The organism is Streptomyces qaidamensis (assembly GCF_001611795.1).
Taxonomy (GTDB): domain Bacteria; phylum Actinomycetota; class Actinomycetes; order Streptomycetales; family Streptomycetaceae; genus Streptomyces; species Streptomyces qaidamensis.
Window position 1 is genome coordinate 5,941,910 of the sequence record NZ_CP015098.1, and the last position, 19,876, is coordinate 5,961,785.

The window sequence follows — 19,876 nt, forward strand, 5'->3', positions numbered from 1 at the left end:
GCGCATCCCGTTGACTGCTACCCACGTGCGTCCGGGTGCCTCCTCTTCCGCCCCCTCAACGGGCTGAATCCTGTGACGGCGAACACAGGCGAACACATGAGTCACTGCGTGATCGTCTCGTAACATTGCCGCATGTCTTCGACCGAGCTGCCGTTCGTGCCGCCCGCCAATGTGCTGCCGAAGGTGGGGACCGTCCGGGTCGCGGAGGGTGAGCGCCTGCGGTCGGTCGAGCTGCCCGGCGTCACGCTGACGGTCCGGTCGAGGCCTCCCGCGCGCGAGGGGCTGCCGCCCGCGCTGTACGTGCACGGGCTCGGCGGTTCCTCGCAGAACTGGTCGGCGCTGATGGCACTGCTGGACGGCGTCGTCGACGGCGAGGCCCTCGACCTGCCCGGCTTCGGCGACTCCCCGCCACCGGACGACGGCAACTACTCGGTCACGGGCCACGCACGCGCCGTCATCCGTTACCTGGACGCCTCCGGGCGCGGCCCCGTGCACCTGTTCGGGAACTCGCTCGGCGGCGCCATCACCACACGTGTCGCCGCGGTCCGGCCCGATCTGGTCCGTACGCTCACGCTTGTGTCGCCCGCTCTGCCGGAGATCCGAGTGCAGCGCGCCGCCGTGCCCACGGGGCTGCTGGCGGTGCCCGGAGTCGCCCTGCTGTTCACCCGCCTCACCCGGGAGTGGACGGCGGAGCAGCGGGTCCGTGGCGTGATGGCGCTGTGTTACGGAGACCCCGGGCGGGTGACGCCGGAAGGATTCCGCAACGCCGTGCAGGAGATGGAACGGCGGCTGCGGCTGCCGTACTTCTGGGACGCGATGGCCCGCTCCGCGCGCGGGGTGGTCAACGCGTACACCCTGGGTGGCCAGCAGGGACTGTGGCGCCAGGCCGAACGGGTCCTCGCCCCGACCCTCCTCGTCTACGGCGGCCGCGACCAGCTCGTCGGCTTCCGCATGGCCCAGAAAGCGGCCCGGGCCTTCCGTGACTCCCGGCTGGTGACGTTGCCCGACGCGGGACATGTGGCGATGATGGAGTACCCGGAGACGGTGGCTCTGGCGTTTCGTGAACTCCTCGAAGACGCGGGAGAGTTGGGCGCGCAGCGAGCGAGGCGGGCCGGCCGGGCGGCCGCCGGGGGCGACGCCGTCGACGAAGCAGGAACCGACGAAAGCATGGGGGGCTGAGGCGCGACGTGGGACGCCACAGCCGCCGCGGACCGGTCGCCAAGGGCGACAGCGCGGACACAACCGAAGTACGGGACGGCCGGACCGGGGCCGCGCAGGCTCAGAGGCCGGGCCAGGGCCAGGGCCCGGGTCAGGCGCCGGACCCCGGCCGTGGAGTCAGGACCGCACCGCCCGGTATCCCGCAGGGCGGCTGGCCGTCGCAGGGCCCGCGCAGGGTGCCGGGGCCGCGGCCCGCGCCGAAGGAGGGCGCGCCGCCGCAGGGCATGCCGCGCCTTCCCGACGGCTGGCACCCGGACGGCACACCGCCCCAGGGCCTCCCGCGCCTGCCGGACGGTACGCCGGTGCGGGGTGTTCCGCGGTTGGCGGAGGGGACTCCTGCGCATGGTGTTCCGCGGATGGCGGACGGGGCTCCGGCGCATGGTGTGTCGAGGCCGGCTGACGGGACCCTGGCGCAGGGCGTTTCTCGGCTGCCCGACGGCGCTCCCGCGCAAGGAGTTTCGCGGTTGCCGGATGGGACTCGGGCGCACGGGATCCCCCCGGTGGCCGGTGGTACGCCGTCGCGCGGGGTGCCGCGGCTACCCGACGGCACTCCCGCGCACGGGTTTCCGCAAGCCCGCGGCGGGCATCCGGAGCAGCGCGAAACCGGGGGCGGCTGGGGTGGGTTGAGGGGGAGCGGCGGGGCACCCGCCGAAGTCGGTGCTCCCATACCGCGGCAGCGCCGGGCATCCGTGCCCGGGCCGCGGCAGGACTATCTCGATGCCTTCGTCGACGAGGAGGACGACGTCTTCGCGCCCCGTACGCCCGCCTCCGCGCACGCAGCGGACGCCTACGCCTCCGTCACGGACTGGAGCGCCGGCGCCGGCGCCGCCGCCGCCGCCGACTCCGGGCCCGGGTCTGGGTCCGGCGGCCATGAGGACGCGAGGCCCACCGGCGCGCCCGTACCGGGCAAGGGCGGCAAGGGCCGTGCCTTCACCGGCATCGCGGCCGCGGCCGTTACCACCGTGCTGGCCGTCGTCGTGGCCGGCCAGGTCACCGACGGCAATGGCGGCGTCGGCGTGCAGTCGCAGTCAGCCCCCGACCAGACCCGCGACGTCCGGGACTCCGCGTCCCGCGCGGACGGCAGGGCACCCGCCCCCGAGGTCAAGCCGCTGACGTACGACGAGAAGATGAGCAGGACGTACCCGCTCGGCGCCAAGCTCAAGGGGTCCGGGAGGTTCGACGCCGTCCCCGGCATCGCCGAGGCGCCGGGGGCCGGGCAGAAGTTCACCTACCGCGTCGACGTGGAGCAGGGGCTCGGGCTCGACGGCGCACTGTTCGCCGAGGCCGTGCAGCAGACGCTCAACGACCAGCGCAGCTGGGCCCACAACGGCGCCCGCACCTTCGAGCGCATCCACTCCGGCAAGCCCGACTTCGTGATCACTCTCGCCAGCCCCGGCACGACCGCCGACTGGTGCGCCAAGTCAGGCCTGGACACCACCCAGGACAACGTCTCCTGCGACTCGGCCGCGACCGAGCGCGTGATGATCAACGCCTACCGGTGGGCCCAGGGCTCACCGACCTACGGCAACAGCAAGATCCATGCCTACCGGCAGATGCTGATCAACCACGAGGTCGGCCACCGCCTCCGCTACAACCACGTCACCTGCGACAAGGACGGCGACCTCGCGCCGGTCATGCAGCAGCAGACCAAGTTCCTCGACCACGACGGGATTCACTGCCGTGCCAACCCCTGGCCCTACCCCGGGAATTGACGGGCGTCACTGGGGTGTGGCGCGGCTCGCGTTGACCTGCTCGGGACGTTCGATTGGCCTCGATATGACGATCCGTGACCGCTTGATCTCCTAGCGCGACAGAACGCAATCCGCACGGGAAAGTTACGACCGTTCACCCCTTTTGGTGGTGCGACGGACAACCGTCCGTCGCACCACCGCCTTGTCCGCATACGTTCGTCCCGCTGCGAGCCGCCGGGCAACGGCGGCTCCCCATACGGGAGATCGGGGGTGCACTCGTGCGCATCGGACTGCTTACGGAGGGTGGCTATCCGTATGTGAGCGGTGACGCCAGGCTCTGGTGCGACCGGCTGGTGCACGGACTCGCCCAGCACGAGTTCGACGTCTACGCGCTCAGCCGCAGCCAGCACCAGGAGGACGAGGGCTGGATCCCGCTGCCACAGAACGTCCGCAGGGTGCGCACCGCACCGCTGTGGATGGCCGAGGACGACGAGGTGGCGCTCGGGCGCCGCGCGCGCCGGCGGTTCACCGAGTGCTTCGGGGAACTGGCCGCCGTGCTGTGCGGGGCGCCGGGGCTTTCGTCGGGGGGCGCTTCCGGTGCTGTCGCGGGGATCTCCGGGGCTTCCGCCAGTGCTGCCGGGGCGATCTCCAGGAGGGCCTCCAGTGCCCCCGGAGGTGGGCCGACCTCGGAGGCGGACCGTTTCGCCAACGCTCTGTACGGACTCGCCGAACTCGCCCGCGACGAGGGCGGGCTGATGGGAGCCCTCCGGTCGGAGGCCGCCGTGAGCACCCTGGAACGCGCCTGTCGCGCGCCCGGCGCCCATCGCACGGCCCGTGAGGCGCGCGTACCGGATCTGCTCACCGTCGCCGCACACCTGGAACGCGCCCTGCGCCCCCTCTCTCTCGACTGGTACGAGGACGACGGGCTCGGTGCGGTCGACCTCTGCCACGCCACGTCCGGCGGCACGGCCGCCCTGCCCGGCCTGCTCGCCCGGCACTTCACCGGCGTGCCCCTGATGGTGACCGAGTACGGCGTGCGTCTGCGGACGCACTACCTCACCACCCCCGACGCCCCGCCCGCCGTACGGTCCCTGCTGGCGGCCTTCGAGGGCCGACTCGCGGCCGAGGCCTACCGGCAGGCCGAGGTCGTCACCGCCGGCAACACCCACGCCCGCCGCTGGCAGGAGCGCTGCGGTGCCGAGCGCGAGAAGCTCCGCACGGTCTACCCCGGCATGAACGCCCGGCCCTTCGCCGAGGTGGGCGAGTCCCCGGACTACGCGCACCCCGACACGCTCGTCTGGGTCGGTCGCGTCGAGCCCGCCAAGGACCTGGTCTCGCTGCTGCACGCCTTCGCGGAGGTCCGCAAGCAGTCGCCGAGGGCACGCCTGCGCATCGTCGGCGCGCCCGCCGGCCCCGAGGGCGCGGCCTACCTCGGCCACTGCAGGACGCTGGCCGCCCAGCTCTTCCCCGACGAGGCCGAGGGCCCGCACGCCGCCGGAGAAAACCCGGTGTCCTTCGAGGAGACCGGCGGCCCCGAACTCCCGGCCGCCGCCGACGCCTACGCCTCGGGCGCCGTGACCGTCCTCTCCAGCGTCGTCGAGGGTTTCCCCGTCGGCCTCGTGGAGGCCATGCTCTGCGGTCGCGCGACGGTGTCGACGGACGTCGGCGCGGTCGTGGAAGTCATCGGCGGCACGGGGCTCGTCGTACCGCCGCGCAATCCGCGGGCGCTCGCCGAGGCGTGCGTGGCGCTGCTGCGCGACCCCGAGCGGCGTGCGCGCCTGGGAGCGGCCGCTCGTGCCCGCGCCCTCGAACTGTTCACGGTCGAGCAGAACATCGAGGCGTTTCACGGCATTTACCTGGAGATCGTCTCCCGGGCGCCCGTCCGCCGGGCCCTCCTCGACGGAACGGGAGAACCGCTGCCCTTCGCGGTTCCCGCCGAAGCTCATGTGTCCGTCCGCTGGACCGCCGCGTCCCCCAGCCTCGCCGTCCGCAGCGGCCCCGGCTGGGCTGCGAGCAGGCCCGTACGCGCGACCACTCCACTCCCCGCCCCGGAGGGCGCCCGATGAGCGACTTGGGCGAACTGGACCGTCCGGGAACCCCGACCAGCGCCGGGGCGGGGGATGTCCGCCCGGAGAAGGAACGGGATGCGACGTCCACGGACACGGCCGCGACGTACTCGGCCGCGACGCACCCGGCCGCGACGCACCCGGCCGCGACGCACCCGGCCGTCACTGACCCGACAGCTCCTGAGCCGGCCGCCGATCTCAAGGTGCCCGGAAGTCGGAAGCCGGCCGCCGATGGCACGGCACCGGACAGCCGGGAGCCGGCTGCCGTTCTCAAGGTGCCCGGCAGCCGGGAGCCGGCCCTCGATCACACGGCGCCCGAGAACCGGGAGCCGGCCGCCGACCCCAAGGTGCCCGGGGCGCCCGAGCCGGCCGCCGGCCGCAAGGCGTCCGCCCCGCGTCGGGGCGCTGCCGATCCGGTGAAAGCGCTGATGCACCGTCACCGGGAGCTCTGCGAGCGCGCGGTGGACCCCCTCGAGATCGCCGCGGGACTGGAGGCACACGGCATCACCGACCGGACCGCCGCCCGCTTCCGCCACCGGGACGTCTTCTCCCTCGCCGAGGAGATGTACGCGCGTGTCTCCCGTGACGGGGGCACGCCCCTGCCCGCCCCACCCGTCACGCCCCGGGTGCGCGCAGGCTGGGCCCTTCTGACCCTGCTGCCCGGCGCGCTGTGCGCCGCCGCCGTGACCGCCGTGCACCTCACCCATGGGCAGTCGCGCCTGCTCGCGGCCTCAGCCGGTGCCCTCGCCGTGGCCCTGGCACTCCGCGCGGCCCTGCGCCGAGGCCCCCTCAGCAGGACCGATGCCGACCGGCCCGGACCGCGACCCGGCGCGGCCTCCGGCAGGACCGCCCCCTGGACCGTCTGGCTCGTCGCCTACTCCCTGCTGGGCAACGGCCTGCTCGACAGCGCCCTCGCCGGAGGCCCCGACGCCCTGCCCACCGGAACGGCCGACGGCCCCTGGCCCCTCACCGCCGCCCCGGTCCTGGCCCTCGCCCTGGCCTGCGCGCCCGCCGCCTGGACCGCCCACCTCTTCACCGTGCGCACCCGTCGCCGACTCGGGGCCAGTCGCGGCCTGGAGGACTTCGCCGCCGCCGTACGCCCCCTCCTGCTCGGCACCTTCGCCCTGTTCCTGGGGGCCGTGGCGGCCCTGCTCATCCTCTGCGCGGCAGTCCTCGACGAGCCCGCGGCTCTCGCGCAGGCCCTGTCCCTGGGCTCCCTCCTCTTCCTGGCCCGCCTGCTCACCACGCACGGCTTCACCTACGCCCCCTCCGTGGTCCTCACCGCGGCGGCCACGACCGAGGCGGCCGCCCTCGCCACGGTCTTCGCCTCCCGCCTCCCCGGTCTGCGCTTCCTCGCCACCCCCGTCGAAACCCTCGTCACCACCTGGGGCGCCGGCAGCGTCCCCGTGCTCGCCTGCGGAGCGGCGGCCCTGACCCTCCTGGTCCACGCGACCCGCAAGCTGACCCGGGCCTCGGCCCACGCACCGCCGGAGCCCGCGCCGTGACCGCCTCGGACACCGGCCCCGCCGCCGCGGGCGGCACCCGCCCCGTCCCTTCCTTTCCGCTCCCTTCCTTTTCCACCCCGAGGAGAAACCGCATGATCACCCACCCAGGAACCCCGGCGACATGGGGAGCCGCGCGATGAGAGTCCTGCTGATCGGAGCCAACGGCTACATCGGGCGCTTCGTCGCCGACCGTCTGCTCGCCGACCCGGCCGTGCAACTCACCGCCCTCGGCCGCGGTGACGACGCCGACGTTCGCTTCGACCTCGCCTCCGGCAGCCCCGGCGCCCTCACCCGCTTCCTCGACGCGGTCCACCCCGGTGTCGTCGTCAACTGCGCCGGCGCCACCCGCGGCGGGGCCCGCGAACTCACCCGGCACAACACCGTCGCCGTGGCCACAGTCTGCGAGGCCCTGCGCCGCAGCGGCTGCGGCGCCCGGCTGGTGCAGATCGGCTGCAGCGCGGAGTACGGTCCGAGCCAGCCCGGCTCCTCCACCGCCGAGGACGCCGTGCCCCGGCCCGGCGGTCCGTACGGGGTCAGCAAACTCGCCGCCACCGAGCTCGTCCTCGGCTCCGGCCTGGACGCCGTCGTCCTGCGCGTCTTCTCACCGGCCGGACCCGGCACCCCCGCCGGCTCCCCGCTGGGCCGTCTCGCCGAGGCCATGCGCCGCGCCATGCAGTCCGGCGACGGCGAGCTGAAACTCGGCGGCCTCGGCGCGCAGCGCGACTTCGTCGACGTCCGCGATGTGGCCCGTGCCGTCCACGCCGCCTCGCTCTCCGCCGCGCAGGGCGTCATCAACATCGGCTCCGGCCGCGCGGTGCGCCTGCGCGACGCCGCCGCGGTCCTCGCCCGGGTCGCCGGATACGGCGGCGCCCTCCACGAACTCGACGGCCCGCCCGGCGCCCTGCGCACGGCCATCGGCCACCCCCGCCCCGACCCGGACCACGCGCCCCCCGTCGCATACCCGTACCCCGACGGCTGCGGCAGCTGGCAGCAGGCTGATGTGCGCACCGCTCGCGACCGGCTCGGATGGCGTCCCCGGATCGGCCTGGAGGAGTCCCTCGCCGACATCTGGATGGAGGCGGCATGCCGCATCTGACCAGGACCCGGCGGCACGCCTCGGGCACGGAGCTCCGCCCCGGCGTCGGCGTCCCGGGGTACGCGCACCCCCTCCTCGCCCCCATCGAGTGGGGCGAGCTGACCCGCCCCGGCACCCCGCTGCACTGGGTGGTGCTCAACGTGTCCGACGGCCCCGGTGCCCGCCCCGACCCGCACTGCCTGGAGGCGGCCGGCCGGCTGCGCAACGCGGGCATCCGCGTCCTCGGCCACCTCGACACCCGGTACGGCACCCGCAACTTCGGCGAGCTGATCTCGGACGCCCACCGGTTCGTCGACTGGTACCGGGTCGACGGCTTCCTCCTGGAGCGCTGCCCGGCGGACCACGCCGGGCTGCCCGAGGTCCGCCGCACGGTCGCCACGCTCCGCGTGATCCGTGACGCTGCCCACATCGTCCTCGGCCACGGCATCCACCCGCACCCCGGCTACGCCGACCTCGCCGACCAGCTGGTCACCTTCTCCGGGCCCTGGAGCGACTACCGCTGGTCGCAGGTGGCCGAGTGGACCGCCGACCATTCGCCCGAGCGCTTCTGCCACTTCGTCCACGGCGTGCCCCGCCCCCACCTGACCGAGGCGCTGAGCATCGCCCGCCGGCAGGGAGCCGCGACGGTCTGGATCACGGACCACACGGACGGCGGCGGGGGCGCCGACCCCTGGGAGGCCATGCCCGGCTACTGGGACGAATTCGTCTCGCGTGTCGGAACAGGTGTCTCGGAATGAAAAAGGGCATGGCACTGTTACGGGGAGAACAACCGTAGTGATTGACCGACCAACGGAGCCCCCGTGTCGCTGCCACCCCTGGTCGAGCCGGCTTCCGAGCTCACCGTAGACGAGGTCCGCAGGTACTCCCGCCACCTGATCATCCCCGACGTCGGGATGGATGGGCAGAAGCGGCTGAAGAACGCCAAGGTGCTGTGTGTGGGCGCCGGCGGCCTGGGCTCGCCGGCGCTGATGTACCTGGCCGCCGCGGGCGTCGGCACCCTCGGCATCGTGGAGTTCGACGAGGTCGACGAGTCGAACCTGCAGCGCCAGATCATCCACAGCCAGGCCGACATCGGCCGCCCCAAGGCCGAGTCCGCCCGCGACAGCGTCAAGGGCATCAACCCGTACGTGAACGTGATCCTTCACGAGGAGCGGCTCGAAGCCGACAACGTGATGGAGATCTTCAGCCAGTACGACCTGATCGTCGACGGCACGGACAACTTCGCGACCCGCTACCTGGTCAACGACGCCTGCGTGCTGCTGAACAAGCCGTACGTCTGGGGCTCGATCTACCGCTTCGACGGACAGGCGTCCGTCTTCTGGTCCGAGCACGGCCCCTGCTACCGCTGCCTGTACCCGGAGCCCCCGCCCCCCGGCATGGTCCCCTCCTGCGCCGAGGGCGGCGTCCTGGGCGTGCTGTGCGCGTCCATCGGCTCCATCCAGGTCAACGAGGCCATCAAGCTCCTCGCCGGCATCGGCGACCCGCTGGTCGGCCGACTGATGATCTACGACGCCCTGGAGATGCAGTACCGCCAGGTCAAGGTCCGCAAGGACCCGAACTGCGCGGTCTGCGGCGACAACCCGACCGTCACCGAGCTCATCGACTACGAGGCCTTCTGCGGCGTCGTCTCCGAGGAGGCCCAGGCGGCGGCCGCCGACTCCACGATCACTCCCAAGCAGCTCAAGGAGTGGATCGACGACGGCGAGAGCATCGACATCATCGACGTCCGCGAGCCGAACGAGTACGAGATCGTCGCCATCCCGGGCGCCCGGCTGATCCCGAAGAACGAGTTCCTCATGGGCACCGCCCTGGAGAGCCTCCCGCAGGACAAGAAGATCGTCCTGCACTGCAAGACGGGTGTCCGCAGTGCGGAAGTCCTCGCGGTCCTCAAGTCCGCGGGCTTCTCGGACGCGGTGCACGTCGGCGGCGGCGTGATCGGCTGGGTCAACCAGATCGAGCCGTCCAAGCCGGTGTACTGAGCCGCACCGGTCCTCCCTCTCCGAGCGGCGGGGGCTTCGCGCACCACGGGTGCGTGGAGCCCCCGCCGTCGTCATGAGCAGACCTTGCCGTCCTTCGGCACCGCGCCGTCCAGCAGGTACGCGTTCACCGTCGAGTCGACGCAGTCGCTGCCACTGCCGTACGCGCCATGCCCCTCGCCCCGCCAGGTGAGCAGCACTCCGACGCCCTTGCCCAGTTCGTCGGCCATCCGCCGCGCTCCCTCGTACGGGGTTGCCGGGTCGCCGGTGTTGCCGACCACCAGGACCGGTGCCGCGCCGGGGGCGCTCACCTGCGGAGTGTCGTGCTGCCCGGGCACCGGCCAGTCGTGGCACCAGCCGGCCGTGTCCCAGCCGAGGAACGTCCCGAAGACCGGGGAGATCTTCTCGAACCGGGGCAGCAGCCGCTTCGTCTCGGCCATCGTCGGCCGCTGCCGGTCGTCCAGGCACGATATGAGCCGTTGGGAGTGGGTCGTCGTGCCGTAGCGCCCCGACGGACCGCGTTCGTTGTAGCGGTCGGCGAGGGCCAGCAGCTCCGAGCCGTCGCCCTGCTCGGCCGCGTCGAGGGCGCTGGTCAGCGTCGGCCAGCTGTCCTTGCTGTACAGCGGCAGGATGATGCCCGTGACCGCGAGGGTCTGGGTCAGCTTCCGCCCGGGCGTGCCCGCGGACAGGGGCCGGGCGTCGATCCGCCGCAGCAGGTCCGCGATCTTGCGTGTGCCCTCTTCGGGGTCCTGGCCCGTGGATGCGAGGTAGCCGTTCAGCGCTCGCTGGAAGCCCCGGGCCTGGTTCTCGGCGTGGCCCACGGTGTCGGCGCCGGGGTCGACGACCGCGTCCAGCGTCATACGGCCCACCTTCTTCGGGAAGAGGTGGGCGTAGGTGCCGCCCAGTTCGGTGCCGTAGGAGATGCCGAAGTAGTTCAGTCTGGCGTCGCCGAGGACTTCCCGGATGCGGTCCATGTCGCGGGCCGAGTCGGCGGTCGAGACGTGCGCTATCAGCTTCCCGGCGTTCTTCCGGCAGCCCTCGCCGAAGTCGGCGGCGTCCTCGAAGTACGCCTTCTCCTCGGCGGGGGTGTCCGGGGAGACGTCCACCGACTCGGCGGCCTGGATCTCCTTGTCGCCCCGGCACCGCACGCCCTCGCTGGCGCCCACGCCGCGCGGGTCCCAGCTCACCAGGTCGTAGCGCTCGCGGAGCGAGGAGACGGTCGGCGCGTACGACGGCATCATGGACACGCCCGATGCGCCCGGGCCGCCGAAGTTGAACAGCAGCGATCCGACGCGGTCGCCACCGCGGGCCTTGGCGCGGATCAGCCCCAGGCCGATCGTCTTGCCCTCCGGCTCGGCCCAGTCCAGCGGCACCTTCAGCGTCGCGCACTGCCAATCGCTGCTCGGCGCGGGGCCTTCGGCGGTGGCCTTGCAACGGCCCCACGACAGCCCGCTCCTGCCGTCGTCGGACGAGCCGGTGCTGCAGCCCGCGGCCAGCAGGGCCGAGGCGGCCGCCAGAGCGGTCCATCGAACCAAGCGCCTCATTGCCCATCCCCCCTCGAAGGCCGTCCGCTCTGTGCCGCGGATGGCGGTCAGGCCATGGTAGGCAGATCCCGCGTCGGCCGTTTCGACCTGTGGATAACCTTCTGACCTGCGAGTATCCGGGATCGCTGAGGCGTCAGGTGCAGACGGTGCCCGCAGGCGGCACCTTCCCGTCCAGCAGGTAGCCGTTCACCGCGCCCTGCACGCACTTGTTCTCGCTGTCGTACGCGCCGTGCCCCTGCCCCCGGTACGTCAGCTCGACCCCGACGCCCTTGCCCAGCGCGTTCACCATCGCCCGGGCACCCTCGTACGGCGTGGCCGGGTCGCCCGTGTTGCCGACGACCAGAATGGGTGCCGCGCTGGGAGCGCTCACGTCCGGGTGGTCGGCGGCGCCCGGCACGGCCCAGTCCGTGCAGCCGATCATGCCCCAGGCCAGGGAGTCGCCGAACAGGGGCGAGGCGGCCCGGAACTCCGGCAGCCGCCGCTCGACGTAGGCGGCGTCGTAGCGAGGTTTGGCGTCGGCGCAGCTGATGGCGGTGAAGGCGGCGGTCGAGTTGTCGTACTCGCCGTTCTCGCTGCGTCCGTTCATCGAGTCGGAGAGCAACATCAGGGTGCTGCCGTTGCCGTCGTAGGCCTCCTCCAGGCCATCGGTGAGGAATTCCCAGAGGTCCTTGGAGTACAGGGCCTGCAGGATGCCGCTGGTCGCCGCGGTCTGGGTCAGCTGGCGCGGGAAGATGCCCTCGATCGGCTTGCGGTCGAGGTCGTCCAGCAGGCGGGCGATACGGTCCTTCACGTCCTGGGCGCTGTCGCCGATCGGGCACTCATCGGTCTTCGACACGCAGTCCTCGGCGAAGTTGTCGAGCGCGAGCTGGAAGCCCTTGGCCTGTCCCAGCGAACCCTGTTCGGCGTTCTGCGTGGGGTCGACGACGGCGTCGAACACGGCGCGGCCGACCCGCTCGGGGAACAGGTGGGCGTAGACGCCGCCCAGTTCGGTGCCGTAGGAGATGCCGAAGTAGTGCAGTTTGCCGTCGCCGAGGACCTGGCGCATCAGGTCCAGGTCGCGGGCCGCGTCGGTGGTGCGCACATGCGGCAGGATCTTCCCCGAGTTCTGCTCGCAGGCGTCGTTGAAATCCGTGGTGCTGTCCAGGAGCTGGGTGCGTTCGGCGGCGTCGTCGGGGGTGCCGTCCTGCTGGAAGTAGGCGTCGAGCTGCTGGTCGTTCTCGCAGATCACGGGGTCGCTGCGGCCGACCCCGCGCGGGTCGAAGCTGACCAGGTCGTAGCGGGTGCGCAATGTCTCGTAGCCCTCCGCGAAGGCGGGCAGCGAGGTGACGCCCGAGCCGCCGGGGCCGCCGAAGTTGAAGATGAGCGAGCCGATGCGCTCGTTCTCGGCGCCGGTCGTCCTGACCCGGATCAGTTCGAGACCGATCGTGTCGCCCTTCGGGTCGTCCCAGTCGAGCGGGGCCTTCATGGTGGCGCACTGCCACTCACCGTCGTCCGGCAGGGGAGAGGGCGGGGTACCTCCGCCCTGGGCCTCGTTCGGGGCCGGGCAGGCCTTCCAGCTCAGTTCCTGCCGCGTCACGTCCTCGCCCTGGGCGTCGTCGCCGCAGCCCGCCAGCACGGTGGACAGCAGCACGGCGGAGACGGTCAGGACGGCGGCCCGCGGTGGGAGGAGGGATGGCATGGTTCCATCCTGCGGCGGTACCGAACGGGGCGCGCGGGACGCGTGCCGTACGAGGTAAGAGGGGCAAGAGGGTTCGGTGAGGCCGAAGGGCCATCGGTACCTACGGCCCGGATCGCCACCGCCACGCTCGCGCAGCCGACCGTGCGAAGGACCTGCTTCCGGCCCGCTCGGGTCAGAGGGCCTGCTTGCGCGTGAGGTGGTTGAAGGCCAGCCAGCCCGGCAGCACGGGCAGCCACAGCGTCAGCAGACGGAACAGCAGGACCGCCGGTGCCGCGACCTCCTTCGGGAGCCCGACGGCGATCAGACCGACCGTCAGGGTCGCCTCGACCGCGCCCACACCGCCCGGTGTCGGCGCCGCCGATCCCAGGGCGTTGCCCGCGAGGAAGACGACGGCGACGCTGGCGAGGCTGATCGACGTGGACTCGTCGCCGAACGCGCGGATCGAGGCGTCCAGGCACATCACGAAGCAGGCGGTCAGCAGCAGCATGCCGCCGATGCCGGTGACCAGCTTCTGCGGCCGCTGCAGCACGTCCAGCATGCGCGGCACGACACCCGCGAACAGCGACCGCACGCGCGTTGACACGAACTTGCGCAGGAACGGCACCGACGTCACCACGAGCACGAGCACCGCCACCGTCAGCAGACCGGCGATGACCGTCCGGGACGGAGACAGCGACGGCGTCTTCTCGGTACCGGTCAGATAGCCGAAGGACAGCAGCATCAGGATGTGACAGCCGAGCCCGAACAGCTGCGACGCGCCGACACTCGCCACCGCGAGCCCCGGCCGCACCCCCGCGCGCTGGAGGAAGCGCGTGTTCAGGGCGACACCGCCCACCGCAGCCGGGGCGACGATCTTCACGAACGATCCGGCGACTTGTGCCGCCACGGTCCGTACGAACGGCACCCGCTCGGGCACGAATCCCAGCAGCGCCATCGCCGCCGCCACGTAGCTGCACATCGAGAACAGCACGGCCGCGGCGACCCAGCCCCACTCGGCGTTCGCGATGAGCGGCCCGAACTCGATGTGCGTGAGCTGTGTCAGCAGGAAGTACGCGCCGATCGCGCCGGCCATGAAACTGATCAGCGTGCGCGGCCGCACCCGCTCCAGCCGGGCCGGCTCGACGGGTGCCTGCGGCCTGATCCGCAGCACCGCGTGCCGGATCTGCGTGAGCAGGTCTTCCTCGCGGGCCTCCTCCACGGCCTCGTCGATCGCCCGCTTCTCGGCGCGCTGCTCCGCCCGTACGGCCTTCTTGTCGGGCTTCTCCAGGACGGGCACGGACTCGCCCGCTTCCCCCTCCAGACGGGCCTGCTTGGCCTGCCGGGACGCCTCCAGGACCGCGTCGCGGTCGCGCTGTGCCCGCTCCCGGGCCAGTCTGCGCAGCGTCGCGCGCGTGGAGCGGCTGAGGGCGATGGGCTGGAGCATCGGCAGGCAGTCCGCCACCGCGTCCGGACCGAGCACGCCCACCGCCGAGGCGACCGCCCGCTCGGCGCCCACCCGGAGGCCGAGCGTCACCAGCAGCTGGGAGGTGTCCATGCGCAGCAGCAGATCACCGGCCGCGATCTCGCCGACACGCAGGTCGGTGAGGATCACTGTGCGGGAACGATCCACCAGAATCGCGTCGCCCACCAGCCTGCGATGCGCGATGCGCCGCGACTGCAGGGCCTTCACCTGGTGCCAGGTGTCGCGCATCAGGTCGTCGGTGATCTCCTCGTCCGACAGCGAGTCGAGGGTGCGTCCGCCGCTGTGCTCGTAGACGAGCATCACCGCGTCGGGGCCGAGTTCGGAGGTGGCGATCAGCTTGGGCGCGTTGGCGCCGGCCGCGATCGCCGCGTACGCCAGCAGGGCCTCCTGCTCCAGGGCCTGCCGCAGCGACTGGAGGCTGCTGCGGGTGGCGAAGCCGCGCAGCGTGAGGTTGCGCCAGGCACGGTAGAAGAAACCTTGGGCCTGCTGCTCCCGGTCGACCACCGTCACGTCCAGGGGCGGGCCGTCTTCCAGCGTGACGAAGTAGCGCCGGCCCCGGTCCCCGGTGTCCGGGTTGTCCGAGGTGTCCTCGCGGGATGCGCTGACGGGGCGGAAGCCGACAGTCCGCAGACCGGCCATCAGCGTCTGCCCGGTGGGCCGGACGTTGGGCGAGCCGACCGCATACAGCGTGCCGTAGGCCACGGTCCAGCCGATCAGCACGGTCAGGATGATCGAGAACGGGGTCGTGTACCCGGTGACGAGCATCGAGAAGGCGTCGAGGAGCAGCACGACCCACAGCACCGCGCGCCATCGCGGTCTGCGCGACATGCCGACGGCCGTCATGTAGGCGATGACCGGGGCCAGATAGCCGTGCACGGGATCGGTCAGGGCGTGGATGTCACCGGGGGAGGGCTGGGTCAGCGCCTCCTGGATCGAGTCGGGAGCGGCCCGGGCCACCCACAGATCCGTGGCGAGGGTCACACCGTGCGCGAGGACCGCCGCGAGCACGCCGTCGGCGATGCGCAGCCCGTCCCGTTTGATCAGCCGCTCGATGGCGAAGGCGACCGGCACCAGCAGGATGGCGATGCTGGAGGCCAGCCCCGCGATCTTGATGAGCAGGTCGGGGGCCTGCCCGGTGCCCTTGTTGATGTCCTGTTCGAGGCCCGAGGTGGTGCCGTGCGCGAACGCGGCGATGCCGATCAGGATCACGACGGCGAGCACACCCACCAGCAGGCGCATCAGGTCGGACGGGCGGTGCACGCGCGCGGGGAGCAGCGGCTCGTCGCCCTCCACCTCGTCGATGTGTGCGACGTCGGGCTCCTCGGCGGCCGCCCGGGGCTTCTTCGCCGCCCCCTTCGGAGCGTCCGCCGGGGTGCCCGGGCGCGACGAAGCGTCAGAGGTGCCTTCCGTGCCCTCGGGGTGCGCACCCTGCTGCTTCATCGTCTCTTCTTGGTCTCGTATCACCGGTCACCGCCCGCACGATGGTGGCATGCCGCACCGGCACACGGGACAATCAGGGTGCACATGCGGGGGCGGACAGTCTGCCCGACGCGCTCCTGCCGGGCGAGGAGAACGCTCCGGAGCACGCCCGGCCCGTTGTCGGTGGGGTGGGGCAGGATGGGGCGGATGAGTGAGCAGAGCCCTGAGGGGGGCCGGTACGAGGACGAGCCCGCGCATGCGCTGCCCGAGTACGCCGAGCGGGTCCTCGACGTCGCCGAACTGATCCCGCCGGGCCGCGTCATGACCTACGGGGACGTCGCCGAATGGCTGGAGCAGGGTGGTCCGCGGCAGGTCGGCCGGGTCATGGCGCTCTACGGGGGAGCCGCCCCGTGGTGGCGGGTCGTCCGCGCGGACGGCGTCCTGCTGCCGGGGCACGAACAACGGGCGCTCGGGCACTACCGGGCGGAGGGCACGCCCCTGAAGGAAGCGAGCCGCGCCGCCGAGGGTCACCTGCCGCGCATCGACATGAGACGGGCGCGGTGGGACGGCGGTGATCGCGCGGAGGGTCACACCTGACAGCTTCCGCCATCGGACGGCCTCCTGTGTGACCCGTGATCCGTACGGGGGAATCGGGGCACACCGGCGGTATGACGTACGTTCGTGAGTCGAGGGGCATGAGTGCCGCGAGTGCCATGAGTGGTCGGCGGGAAGAAGGGGAAGCCCTGCTTCCGCCTCACTCGTCGGCGTAGCGTCGGCTGCGCGTACCCCCGTCACCCCGCGGTCACCGCCCGCCACGCGCGGTGGCCCGCCAACCAGCACTTCCACCAGAACCGGCGAACCACGTGAGCTCCTCTTCCTCCACCAGCGGCCTGTCGCACCCCCGGGTGCGGCGGGGGAACCGTGGCGCTTACCGACTGGTACGTACCCCTCCTGCCCGCATGGACCCCCCTCATCTGGACGCCTCGCAGCGCTCCGTGGTTGACCACACGGCGGGTCCGCTCCTCGTCCTCGCAGGTCCGGGCACCGGCAAGACCACCACCCTCGTCGAGTCCGTGGCCGAGCGAGTGGCCCGGGGCGGGGACCCCGAGCGCGTCCTGGTACTGACCTTCAGCCGCCGGGCGGCGGTCGAACTGCGCGACCGCATGGCCCGGCGGGCCGGGGCCGCCCGCGCTCCCCAGGCGACCACCTTCCACTCGTTCTGCTACGCCCTGGTCCGCGCCCACCAGGACAGCGCCCTGTTCGTGGAGCCGCTGCGGCTGCTGTCCGGCCCGGAGCAGGACGTCTCGGTGCGCGAGCTGCTCGCGGGCCAGCTGGATCTGGAACGGCTCGGGCTCGCACACGTGCGCTGGCCCGACGAACTGCGCGCCTGCCTGACCACCCGCGGTTTCGCCGACGAGGTCCGCGCGGTCCTCGCCCGCAGCCGTGAACTCGGCCTCGGGCCCGACGCCCTGGACGCCTTCGCCCACCGCACGGGACGGCCCGACTGGCGCGCCGCGGCCGCGTTCCTCGCCGAGTACCTCGACGTGCTCGACCTCCAGGGCGTGATCGACTACGCGGAGCTCGTCCACCGCGCGGTGCTCCTCGCCCGCCGCCCCGAGGTCGCGTCGTGGCTCGCCGCCCGGTACGACGCCGTCTACGTCGACGAGTACCAGGACACGGATCCCGCTCAGGTACGACTGCTGGACGCCCTGGCCGGCGGCGGCCGCACGCTCGTGGCCTTCGGCGATCCCGACCAGTCGATCTACGCGTTCCGCGGGGCCGACGTGAACGGCATCCTGGACTTCCCGCACGCCTTCCCCCGCGTGGACGGGCGCCCGGCCCCCGTCACCGTGCTGCGCACGTCCCGCCGCTCCGGAGCGGGCCTGCTGGCCGCCACCCGGCTGCTCACCCAGCGCATGCCGCTGACCCGGCTGCCCGCCGAGAAAGTGCGCGCCCACCGCGAACTCGCCCCCGTACGGGACGGCGGCCGCGTCGAGGCGTACACGTACCCGACGTCCGGGACGGAGCTGGACAACATCGCCGACATCCTCCGCAGGGCCCACCTGGAGGACGGCGTCCCGTGGAGGGACATGGCCGTCCTGGTACGCGCCGGCTCCCGCACCATCCCCACGGTCCGCCGCGCCCTCACGGCGGCGGGCGTCCCCGTCGACGGCGACGGTGACGACGTACCGCTGCGGCACGAACCCGCGGTGGCACCGCTGCTGACGGCGTTGCGGGCGGTGGCCCTGGCAGAGGCCGCAGGGACTGCCGAGAGGGAGACGGCGGCCGACGGCGCTCCCGACGCGGAGCCGACCGCCTCCTGGCTCGACACCGAGACCGCCCTCACTCTCCTGACCTCACCTCTCGCGAGCATGGACGCGGCCGACCTGCGCCGCCTCGGCCGCGCCCTGCGCGACGAGGAGCGGGCGGCCGGCAACCCGCTGCCGCCGCCCTCCGACGTGCTGCTCGCGCAGGCACTCGCCGAGCCGGAGCGTCTGGCCGTGCACGACCCCGCGTACGCGCGCGGTGCCCAGCGCCTGGGCGCGCTGCTGCGCAAGGCCCGCGAGCGACTGGCCGGCGGCGGTACGGCCGAGGAGGCGCTGTGGGACCTCTGGGAGGGCACGCCCTGGCCCACACGACTGGAGCGGGCCGCCCGCCGGGGCGGCGCCGCCGGGCGCAACGCGGACCGCGACCTGGACGCCGTCTGCGCCCTGTTCGCCACCGCGGCCCGCGCCGAGGAACGCACCGGCGGCCGGGGCACCCTGAACTTCCTGGAGGAGATCGACGCCGAGGACATCGCCGCCGACACCCTCGCGCGGCGCACCGTACGCCCCGACGCCGTCCGCCTGATGACCGCGCACCGCTCCAAGGGCCTTCAGTGGCGCCTCGTGGTCGTGGCAGGGGTCCAGGAGGGCCTGTGGCCGGACCTGCGCCGCCGCGGCTCCCTCCTGGAGGCCGACCGCATCGGCCGCGACGGACTCGCCGAACCCCTCACCCCCGGCGCGCTGCTCGCCGAGGAGCGGCGCCTGTTCTACGTGGCCGCCACGCGCGCGAGCGAGCGTCTCGTCGTCACCGCGGTCAAGGCCCCCGCTGACGACGGCGACCAGCCCTCCCGCTTCCTGACCGAACTGGGCGTCGAACCCAAGGACGTCACAGGGCGCCCGCGCCGCCCCCTGTCCGTCGCGGCGCTCGTCGCCGAACTGCGGGCCACCACGGTCGACCCGCGCGTTTCCGACGCACTCCGGGAGGCCGCCGCCCGCCGCCTGGCCCGGCTCGCCGCCCTCGCCGACGAGGACGGCCGCCCCCTGGTGCCGTCCGCGCACCCCTACCGCTGGTGGGGCATGTTCGAGCCGACCGAGTCCAAGGTGCCGCTGCGCGACCGCGACCAGCCCGTCGTGCTCTCCGGCAGCGCCCTCGACCAGCTCGCCAACACCTGCGCCCTGCAGTGGTTCCTGGGCCGCGAGGTGAAGGCCGACGCGCCCGCCACGGCCGCCCAGGGCTTCGGCAACGTGGTGCACGTCCTCGCCGACGAGGTCGCCTCCGGGCACACCCCGGCCGACCTCGGCGTCCTCATGGAACGCCTCGACTCCGTGTGGAACGCGCTGGCCTTCGACGCGCCGTGGAAGTCGGCCCAGGAGAAGGACAACGCGCGCGTGGCGCTCGAACGGTTCCTCCAGTGGCACGTCATGAACCGCACCGGGCGTACCCCGGTGGCCAGCGAGCACGACTTCGACGTCACCCTCGAAGCGGGCGACTACCAGGTGCGCATCCGCGGCCAGATGGACCGGGTCGAGGCGGACGGCGACGGCCGCGCCTACGTGGTCGACTTCAAGACCGGCAAGCAGGCGCCCGGTTCCAAGGAAGTGGAGCGCCACCCGCAGCTCGCCGTCTACCAGCTGGCCGTCCGCGAGGGCGCCGTCGACGAGGCCTTCGACGGCGTGCGCCCCGAGCCGGGCGGCGCCGAACTCGTGCACCTCCGGCAGGGAGCGGCCAAACGCGACGGCGGCGAGACCCTGCCCAAGGTGCAGGCCCAGGAGCCGCTGGAGGGGGAGTGGGTCGGCGATCTGCTCGTCACCGCCGCCGGCAAGGTCCTCGACGAACGGTTCACGCCGACCGCCGGGCAGCACTGCACGCACTGCGCGTTCCGGGCCTCGTGCAGCGCCCGGCAGGAGGGGCGTCACGTCGTGGAGTGAGCTATCGCACCACAGGTGCTGACCTGCG

At 72.9% G+C, this 19,876-nt stretch carries 12 protein-coding genes; 9 read left to right on the forward strand and 3 right to left on the reverse strand.

The annotated features are described in order from the left end of the window. Window positions 1-132 precede the first annotated feature (132 nt). The 7 genes from A4E84_RS26525 (at window position 133) to moeZ (ending at window position 9,555) form a co-directional block, all read left to right on the forward strand. A complete protein-coding gene (locus A4E84_RS26525; RefSeq protein ID WP_062928944.1) occupies window positions 133-1,179 on the forward strand; it encodes an alpha/beta fold hydrolase in 1,047 nt (348 codons plus the stop codon). Window positions 1,180-1,187: 8 nt separating this feature from the next. Then, window positions 1,188-2,930, forward strand: a complete 1,743-nt coding sequence (locus tag A4E84_RS26530; protein WP_062928945.1) for a DUF3152 domain-containing protein — start codon at window positions 1,188-1,190, stop codon at window positions 2,928-2,930. A 257-nt stretch (window positions 2,931-3,187) separates the two neighbouring features. Continuing rightward, a complete protein-coding gene (locus A4E84_RS26535; protein WP_062928946.1) occupies window positions 3,188-4,975 on the forward strand; it encodes a DUF3492 domain-containing protein in 1,788 nt (595 codons plus the stop codon). Next, the gene (locus A4E84_RS26540; RefSeq protein WP_062928947.1) at window positions 4,972-6,480 is read left to right on the forward strand and encodes a hypothetical protein; all 1,509 of its coding nucleotides are present in this window, start codon (window positions 4,972-4,974) and stop codon (window positions 6,478-6,480) included. Before A4E84_RS26535 ends, A4E84_RS26540 begins: the two co-directional genes overlap by 4 nt. 136 nt (window positions 6,481-6,616) lie before the next feature. Then, window positions 6,617-7,576: an NAD-dependent epimerase/dehydratase family protein gene (locus A4E84_RS26545; protein WP_010047687.1), complete on the forward strand. Its 960-nt coding sequence runs from the start codon at window positions 6,617-6,619 to the stop codon at window positions 7,574-7,576. Beyond that, window positions 7,564-8,313: a spherulation-specific family 4 protein gene (locus A4E84_RS26550; protein WP_062928948.1), complete on the forward strand. Its 750-nt coding sequence runs from the start codon at window positions 7,564-7,566 to the stop codon at window positions 8,311-8,313. Before A4E84_RS26545 ends, A4E84_RS26550 begins: the two co-directional genes overlap by 13 nt. Window positions 8,314-8,376: 63 nt before the next feature. Then, on the forward strand, window positions 8,377-9,555 hold the full coding sequence (gene moeZ / locus A4E84_RS26555) for an adenylyltransferase/sulfurtransferase MoeZ (protein WP_062928949.1): 1,179 nt from the start codon (window positions 8,377-8,379) through the stop codon (window positions 9,553-9,555). A 71-nt stretch (window positions 9,556-9,626) separates the two neighbouring features. Here the strand turns inward: moeZ and A4E84_RS26560 are convergent, their stop codons facing one another. The 3 genes from A4E84_RS26560 to A4E84_RS26570 all read right to left on the reverse strand — a co-directional run bounded on the left by A4E84_RS26560 (window position 9,627) and on the right by A4E84_RS26570 (window position 15,676). Then, a complete protein-coding gene (locus A4E84_RS26560) occupies window positions 9,627-11,096 on the reverse strand; it encodes an alpha/beta hydrolase (protein ID WP_062928950.1) in 1,470 nt (489 codons plus the stop codon). A gap of 133 nt (window positions 11,097-11,229) precedes the next feature. Continuing rightward, complete coding sequence (locus A4E84_RS26565) at window positions 11,230-12,774, reverse strand: alpha/beta hydrolase (protein WP_062928951.1); 1,545 nt, start codon at window positions 12,772-12,774, stop codon at window positions 11,230-11,232. Window positions 12,775-12,946: 172 nt separating this feature from the next. Further along, entirely contained in the window at window positions 12,947-15,676 is a 2,730-nt protein-coding gene (locus A4E84_RS26570; protein ID WP_062928952.1) for a lysylphosphatidylglycerol synthase domain-containing protein, read from the reverse strand. A 186-nt stretch (window positions 15,677-15,862) separates the two neighbouring features. Here A4E84_RS26570 and A4E84_RS26575 point away from each other — a divergent pair, with 186 nt between their 5' ends. After that, window positions 15,863-16,252, forward strand: coding sequence for an MGMT family protein (locus A4E84_RS26575; RefSeq protein ID WP_062928953.1), 390 nt, complete (start codon window positions 15,863-15,865; stop codon window positions 16,250-16,252). A 266-nt stretch (window positions 16,253-16,518) separates the two neighbouring features. Then, window positions 16,519-19,848, forward strand: coding sequence for an ATP-dependent helicase (locus A4E84_RS26580; RefSeq protein WP_079129126.1), 3,330 nt, complete (start codon window positions 16,519-16,521; stop codon window positions 19,846-19,848). Window positions 19,849-19,876 lie beyond the last annotated feature (28 nt).

What these genes read in the sequence shown, in the direction of transcription:
- A4E84_RS26565 (WP_062928951.1), bottom strand. Translation starts at nt 12,774, where the DNA reads ATGCCATCCCTCCTCCCACCGCGGGCCGCCGTCCTGACCGTCTCCGCC.
- A4E84_RS26570 (WP_062928952.1), bottom strand. Translation starts at nt 15,676, where the DNA reads ATGAAGCAGCAGGGTGCGCACCCCGAGGGCACGGAAGGCACCTCTGAC.
- A4E84_RS26550 (WP_062928948.1), top strand. Translation starts at nt 7,564, where the DNA reads ATGCCGCATCTGACCAGGACCCGGCGGCACGCCTCGGGCACGGAGCTC.
- A4E84_RS26540 (WP_062928947.1), top strand. Translation starts at nt 4,972, where the DNA reads ATGAGCGACTTGGGCGAACTGGACCGTCCGGGAACCCCGACCAGCGCC.
- A4E84_RS26545 (WP_010047687.1), top strand. Translation starts at nt 6,617, where the DNA reads ATGAGAGTCCTGCTGATCGGAGCCAACGGCTACATCGGGCGCTTCGTC.
- A4E84_RS26575 (WP_062928953.1), top strand. Translation starts at nt 15,863, where the DNA reads ATGAGTGAGCAGAGCCCTGAGGGGGGCCGGTACGAGGACGAGCCCGCG.
- A4E84_RS26560 (WP_062928950.1), bottom strand. Translation starts at nt 11,096, where the DNA reads ATGAGGCGCTTGGTTCGATGGACCGCTCTGGCGGCCGCCTCGGCCCTG.
- A4E84_RS26525 (WP_062928944.1), top strand. Translation starts at nt 133, where the DNA reads ATGTCTTCGACCGAGCTGCCGTTCGTGCCGCCCGCCAATGTGCTGCCG.